Origin of the sequence: Vreelandella aquamarina (genome assembly GCF_900110265.1) — a bacterium.
Classification (GTDB): domain Bacteria; phylum Pseudomonadota; class Gammaproteobacteria; order Pseudomonadales; family Halomonadaceae; genus Vreelandella; species Vreelandella aquamarina.
The window spans coordinates 1-7,004 of sequence record NZ_FODB01000090.1; the positions used below are offsets into that span (position 1 = coordinate 1).

Consider the following 7,004-nt stretch of genomic DNA (forward strand, 5'->3'; position numbering starts at 1 on the left):
CCGTTTTGAGCTGGCCAATGCCATTCGCGCCCTTTCCATGGATGCTGTTCAGAAGGCCAAATCCGGCCACCCTGGCGCCCCCATGGGTATGGCTGATATTGCCGAGGTGCTGTGGAATGACTACCTCAAGCACAACCCCGAAGACCCCAAGTGGGCCGATCGCGACCGGTTCGTGCTGTCGAATGGCCACGGCTCCATGCTGCTCTACTCGCTGCTGCACTTGAGCGGCTACGAACTCAGCCTGGAACAGCTGCAAAACTTCCGCCAGCTGCACTCGCCCACCGCTGGCCACCCGGAGTTCGGCTACGCTCCTGGCATCGAAACCACCACTGGCCCGCTGGGCCAAGGCTTTGCCAACGCGGTCGGTTTCGCGATTGCCGAGAAAACCCTGGCCGCGCAGTTCAACCGCCCCGGCCACACCATCGTTGACCACCACACCTGGTGCTTCTTGGGAGATGGCTGCTTGATGGAGGGTATCTCCCACGAAGCGGCGTCCCTGGCAGGCACTCAGCAGCTGGGTAAACTGATTGCTCTTTATGACGACAACGGCATCTCTATCGATGGCGAAGTCGAAGGCTGGTTTACCGACGATACGGCCAAGCGCTTTGAGTCCTACGGCTGGCACGTAGTGCCGAACGTCGACGGCCATAAGCCTGATGAGATCAAGGCGGCCATTGAGCTGGCGAAGAGCCATGACGACAAGCCAAGCCTGATCATCTGCAAAACCATTATCGGTTTTGGTGCCCCCAACAAGCAGGGCAAAGAAGAAGCTCACGGCGCACCGCTGGGTGACGAAGAAGTGGCACTGGCACGTAAGCAGTTGGGCTGGGAGCACGCGCCTTTCCATATCCCCGAGCCGATTTACTCCGCCTGGGATGCCCGCGACGCCGGTAAAACGCGCCAGCAAGAGTGGGAAGGCCGCTTCGCTCGCTACACCGAAGCCTTCCCGGAAGAAGCACGTGAATTCAAGCGCCGCATGAAAGCGCAGCTGCCCACGGAGTTGACGACTGAAGCGCTGATCGAGCAGGCCCAAGAGAAAGGCGACAGCATTGCCTCGCGTAAAGCGTCGTTTGAAGCGCTGAACGTGATTGGCCCGCAAATGCCGGAACTGCTCGGCGGCAGCGCTGACTTAGCGCCATCTAATCTGACGTTCTGGAAGGGCGCGAAAGCGATCACCCCCGACGATGCCAGCGGCAACTACCTGCACTACGGTGTGCGTGAATTCGGCATGGGCGCGGTGATGAACGGTATCGCCCTGCATGGCGGTTTTGTGCCGTATGGCGCGACCTTCCTGATCTTTATGGAGTACATGCGCAACGCCGTGCGTATGGCGGCGCTGATGGGTCAGCAGGCTATCTACGTGTTTACCCACGACTCTATTGGCCTGGGCGAAGATGGCCCGACGCACCAGCCGATTGAGCAGCTCACTAGCCTGCGCACCACGCCGAACCTCAACACGTGGCGCCCCTGTGACGCCGTGGAGACCGCCGCTTCCTGGGATGCCGCGATTAAGCGCCACTCCGGCCCGACAGCCCTGGTTCTTTCACGCCAGAACCTGCCCCACCAGCAGCGTACCAAGGCCCAGCTCGCGTCTATCCAGCGCGGTGGCTATGTGCTGAAAGATAGCGAAGGCACCCCAGAGCTGATCCTGATTGCCACGGGCTCCGAAGTCTCTCTGGCGATGGACGCCGCGGCCGAACTGGAGCAGCAGGGTAAAGCCGTGCGCGTAGTCTCCATGCCGTCCGCTTACCGTTTTAATGGTCAAGACGCTGACTACCGCGAAAGCGTGCTACCCAAAGCCGTCACCAAGCGTATTGCCATCGAAGCTGGCCATGCCGACTACTGGTACAAATACGTTGGTCTCGATGGCCGCGTGATTGGCATGACTACCTTTGGTGAGTCGGCCCCGGCTGGCGAGCTGTTCAAGCACTTCGGCTTTACCGTCGAGAACATTGTTAAACAAGCCAATGAGCTGCTGGGTTAATCCCCTGTTCACGGGTCACACAGTGCGGGCATCGCGATGCCCGCGCTAAACGGTCTGCTATGGCTAATTAGCTACTGGTTGATCGGAGAAGTGGTCATTCACTTCTCCGGTTTACCCATCTCTTCTGGGGTGGTGGGCATGCTACTGCTGTGCACTACTCTTGCCGTTATCGGTAGAGTACCTGCTAGCCTTGCCGCTGCCGCCCAACCGCTGATCGCACTTTTGGCTATGCTGATTATGCCGGGCGTGGTGGGTGTATTCTTTATTCTGAATGAGCTGGCAGGCCAATGGCTAGCCATTGTGGCCGCCCTGCTACTCGGCACGCTGCTCAGCGTGTTCACCACCCTATGGTTACTAACGCGTTTGATGGGACGCAGCCATGCTGACTAACCTGCTGCCCACCTTAACCGCAACGCCTTTACTGGCCGTTGGACTAACGCTGGCCGCTTATTTGGTGGGCAGCGCAGTTTTTATACGGCTGGGTAAGCCCTCCTGGCTGCCCGCTATTTTGATCGCGGCACTCCTTTTGGCCGCAATACTGGCGCTGTTAGGGCAGCCTTACGCCACCTACCAGCAGGGCGCTACGTGGCTAACCGTGCTGTTAGGCCCCGCTACGGTGGCGCTGGGTATGCCGCTTTACCAGCAACTGCCGCACATCCATGAACTCTGGCGACCGCTAGCCGCCTGCCTGCCTATTGCTGCTGCTTTGGCGGCTTGCTATGCCTTGGGCATTGCGTGGCTGTTGGGAGCAAGCCCAGACATTTTGGCCTCCATTGCGGCAAAGTCGGTGACCGCGCCTATTGCCATCGGCATCACCGAACAGCTCGGCGGCAACGTGGCGCTGTTAATGGGCTCGCTGCTAGTAACCGGCGTGCTGACCATCCCCTTTGTTAGCTTGGCGGCCCGGCTGCTACGTATCAACGATGAGCGCATCATCGGTTTTGCGCTGGGGCTCAATGGGCACGCCATTGGTACCGTGCGGGCCTTTGATATTAGCCCTACCGCCGGGGCGTTTGCCTCGCTCGGAATGAGCCTAACCGGTATTTTTACCGCGCTGCTGTTGCCGCTGGCGTGGCGGCTAGTGGGCATCGGGGCTGGGTAAGCAACCCCCGGTGAAATACGCTATCATCGGGCCACTTTTTCTAAGAGCCGCATCGCAACATGGCGAACGCTTCCACTAAATATCGCATTGCTATCAATGGTTATGGGCGCATTGGCCAGTGCGTGCTGAGAGCACTGGTGGAACGCCAACACCCAGAACTTGAGGTGGTGGCGATTAATGAGCTTTCTGACCTCGCCACCATCACCTATCTCACCCGTTACGACACCACCCACGGGCGTTTCCCTGGTGAGGTGGACAACGATGGCAGCGCTCTGCTCGTCAACGGCCAGCGCATCCACGTGCTGTGCGAACGCGACCCGCAAGCGCTGCCCTGGGGTGAGTTAGATATCGACCTAGTGTTGGAGTGCTCGGGTAGCTTTAAGGATCGCGCCACCGCCGAGCAGCACTTAACGGCTGGGGCCAAGCGGCTGCTGTTCTCCCAGCCCGCTGAAAACGATGTGGATGCCACCATCGTGTGGGGCATCAACGAGCATGAGCTTACCCCCACCCAGCGCATTCTCTCTGCGGCGTCCTGCACCACGAACTGCTTGGTGCCGCTGCTTACCGTGCTGGATGAAGCATTGGGTCTGGAGCACGGCGTTACCACCACGATTCACTCGGCGATGAACGACCAGCCGGTGATCGATGCGTATCATCAAACCGACCTGCGCCTGACCCGCTCCGCCATGCAGTCGATCGTGCCGGTGGATACCGGCTTGGCAGTGGGTATCAGCCGCCTGATGCCGAGCCTGGCCGGGCGTTTTGAGTGCCTGCACGTGCGGGTACCCACCATTAACGTCTCGGCCATGGACGCCGCGCTGACCGTACGTCGCGATACCAGTGCCGCACAGGTGAACGCGCTGCTACACAGCGCCAGCCAGCAGCGCTTGCAAGGGGTGCTAGGCTATACCGAAGCCCCCATGGCATCGATCGATTTTAATCATGACCCCCGCTCTGGCATTCTAGACGCCACCCAAACCCGGGTGGCTGGCACACGCTTGATCAAGCTGCTGTGCTGGTTTGATAACGAGTGGGGCTTTGCCAACCGCATGCTGGATATCAGCCAGCGTTTGGCAACGTTTCGCTAATTGATGGGCAGCATCACCTAGCGCTCTTACATTCGCTTGAACACGAGGAAACCGCTCACATGAACGTGCAAAAAATGACCGACCTGCCCCTGGAAGGGCAGCGCGTGCTGATTCGTGAAGACCTGAACGTGCCGATCAAAAACGGCCGTGTTTCCAGCGATGCCCGCCTGCGCGCCGCACTGCCGACTATTCAAGCAGCGGCCAAAGCGGGTGCCAAAGTGATGCTTATGAGCCATCTGGGCCGCCCCACGGAAGGCGAGCCTGCTGAGGAGTTCTCCTTAGCTCCCGTGGCCGAACACCTTGGCGAGCTGCTGGGTAGCCCCGTCAAACTGGTCGACGACTACCTCGACACCGCGCCCACGCTCAGCAACGGCGACGTGGTGCTGCTTGAGAACGTGCGCTTCAATAACGGCGAGAAGAAAGACGACGAACAGCTGGCCAAGCAGTACGCCGCGCTGTGCGATATCTTCGTGATGGATGCCTTCGGCACCGCCCACCGTGCTCAAGCTTCTACCCACGGCGTGGCCCGCTTTGCGCCCACCGCTTGTGCCGGCCCGCTGCTGGCTCAAGAGCTAGACGCACTGGAGAAAGCCTTAGCGAACCCGGCGCGCCCGATGGCGGCTATTGTAGGCGGCTCCAAGGTCTCCACGAAGCTCGACGTGCTGACCGCACTCTCTGATAAGTGCGACCAGCTTATCGTCGGCGGCGGGATCGCCAACACCTTTATCGCGGCGGCAGGCTATAATGTGGGTAAATCGCTCCACGAAGCCGACCTGATCGGTCAAGCCAAAGCGCTAATGGAGAAAGTCTCTATTCCGCTGCCCACTGACGTTGTTGTGGCAACGGAGTTCTCTGAATCCGCAGAAGCAGTGGTGAAACCGGTGGACCAGGTCGCTGATAACGAGATGATTCTGGATATCGGCCCGGACACCGCTGCCCACTTGGCCAGCCTGCTCAAAGATGCTGGCACTATTTTGTGGAACGGCCCCGTGGGCGTTTTTGAGATTGATCAGTTTGGCAAAGGCACCGAGGAGCTCTCCCATGCCATTGCTGACAGCCGCGCATTTTCCATTGCCGGTGGCGGTGACACGCTCGCTGCGATTGATAAATACGCCATTGCCGACCGTATTTCCTATATTTCCACCGGTGGCGGGGCGTTTTTAGAGTACGTTGAAGGCAAACAGCTACCGGCTGTTGCTGCACTTGAAGCTGCGGCCAAGCGCGGCTAATACGTAATAATTGAACTTGCACGCTCACTGCACCCGTTCACACTGACAACCTATAAGGTGACCCCATGGCTTTAATTAGCATGCGCCAGATGCTCGACCACGCCGCCGAATATGGCTACGGTATCCCCGCGTTCAACGTCAACAACCTTGAACAAATGCGGGCTATCATGGAAGCCGCCGATGCTACCGACTCTCCGGTGATCGTGCAGGCCTCCGCTGGCGCGCGTAAATACGCGGGCGCCCCCTTCCTGCGCCACCTGATTTTGGCAGCAGTGGAAGAGTTTCCTCATATTCCGGTAGTGATGCACCAGGATCACGGCACCAGCCCTGCGGTATGCCAGCGCTCTATCCAGCTCGGTTTCTCCTCCGTCATGATGGACGGCTCGCTGGGTGAAGACGGCAAGACGCCGATGGATTACGACTACAACGTTGGCGTCACTCGTCGCGCAGTAGAAATGGCCCACGCCTGTGGCGTCTCTGTAGAAGGCGAGCTAGGCTGCCTGGGTAGCCTGGAAACCGGCATGGCCGGTGAAGAGGACGGCATTGGTGCCGAAGGCAAGCTGGATATGGAACAGCTGCTAACCGACCCCGAAGAAGCCGCTGCGTTTGTAAAGGCGACTCAGGTCGACGCGCTGGCGATTGCCATTGGCACCAGCCACGGCGCGTATAAATTCACCAAGCCGCCGACCGGCGACACGCTTTCCATTCAGCGTATCAAAGAGATCCACGCGCGCATCCCGGATACCCATCTGGTCATGCACGGCTCCTCTTCGGTGCCGCAGGAGTGGCTGGAAGTGATCAACCGTTACGGCGGTCAAATTCCGGAAACCTACGGCGTACCGGTTGAGGAAATCGTCGAAGGCATCAAGCATGGCGTGCGCAAGGTGAACATCGACACCGATCTGCGCCTAGCGTCCACCGGTGCTGTGCGCCGTTTTATGGCAGAGAATCCGTCAGAGTTTGATCCGCGCAAATTCTTAAAAGAAACGGTCACCGCTATGCGTGATCTGTGTATTGCCCGCTACGAAGCCTTTGGCACTGCTGGCAACGCGAGCAAAATCAAGCCGATTAGCCTGGAAGCGATGTTCCAGCGCTACGAGCGCGGCGAGTTGGCTCCTAAAATTAAGTAAGCAGCTAAGCAATTAGCGACGCTAAGGCGGCCTTCGGGCCGCCTTTTTTGTTGCAATGCAGCACAAATAGGCTATTACTAGCAGTCTGTCGGACTTGAGGTTAATGGATGAGCTGAGGCGTGGGTTCTTCACCCCCCCCTGTGTTGGTGTTGGTGTTGGTGTTGGTGTTGGTGTTGGTGTTGGTGTTGGTGCTGTTGTGTGGCTCTTAACCTGCCCCTCAGCTTCTGCAAGGCGGTTCTGACGCCTTGCCTGCTGGCCGGTTGGGCGCGGCGAGCCCTCAGCCCGCCGTCAACCGGTGCATCCGCTTGATATTCCACGCCATGGTGGCCAATCGCCACTCGCCGCTGACCTTATCCAGTCCGCGTAGCGAGAACTGCCGGAACCCCATCACGTGTTTGATGATCCCGAAGACCGGCTCCACGGTATGTTTGCGCAATGCGTAGAGCGCTCGGCCCGCCTGCGTCTTCAAGC

General features: G+C 59.1%; 7 protein-coding genes. 6 read left to right on the forward strand and 1 reads right to left on the reverse strand.

Annotated elements, in window-relative coordinates; all coding sequences use genetic code 11:
• The 6 genes from tkt to fba all read left to right on the forward strand — a co-directional run.
• A partial coding sequence (gene tkt, locus BMY49_RS16480; RefSeq protein WP_208596223.1) for a transketolase occupies window positions 1–1,984 on the forward strand: 1,984 nt, incomplete at its 5' end.
• Between the two features lie 36 nt (window positions 1,985–2,020).
• Window positions 2,021–2,374, forward strand: a complete 354-nt coding sequence (locus BMY49_RS16485; RefSeq protein WP_062363377.1) for a CidA/LrgA family protein — start codon at window positions 2,021–2,023, stop codon at window positions 2,372–2,374.
• Window positions 2,364–3,086, forward strand: a complete 723-nt coding sequence (locus tag BMY49_RS16490) for an LrgB family protein (RefSeq protein ID WP_089676090.1) — start codon at window positions 2,364–2,366, stop codon at window positions 3,084–3,086. The genes BMY49_RS16485 and BMY49_RS16490 overlap by 11 nt, the downstream gene beginning before the upstream one ends.
• A gap of 59 nt (window positions 3,087–3,145) precedes the next feature.
• Window positions 3,146–4,174 carry a type I glyceraldehyde-3-phosphate dehydrogenase gene (locus BMY49_RS16495; RefSeq protein WP_089676091.1) on the forward strand — a complete coding sequence of 343 codons (1,029 nt, stop codon included), beginning with the start codon at window positions 3,146–3,148 and terminating at the stop codon, window positions 4,172–4,174.
• Between the two features lie 59 nt (window positions 4,175–4,233).
• Window positions 4,234–5,403, forward strand: a complete 1,170-nt coding sequence (locus BMY49_RS16500) for a phosphoglycerate kinase (RefSeq protein ID WP_058576735.1) — start codon at window positions 4,234–4,236, stop codon at window positions 5,401–5,403.
• Between the two features lie 65 nt (window positions 5,404–5,468).
• Complete coding sequence (gene fba / locus BMY49_RS16505) at window positions 5,469–6,533, forward strand: class II fructose-bisphosphate aldolase (protein WP_089676092.1); 1,065 nt, start codon at window positions 5,469–5,471, stop codon at window positions 6,531–6,533.
• 277 nt (window positions 6,534–6,810) lie between these two features.
• Here fba and BMY49_RS16510 read toward each other — a convergent pair.
• Window positions 6,811–7,004: transposase (locus BMY49_RS16510; protein ID WP_143058159.1), on the reverse strand; the 194-nt coding region annotated here is incomplete at its 5' end.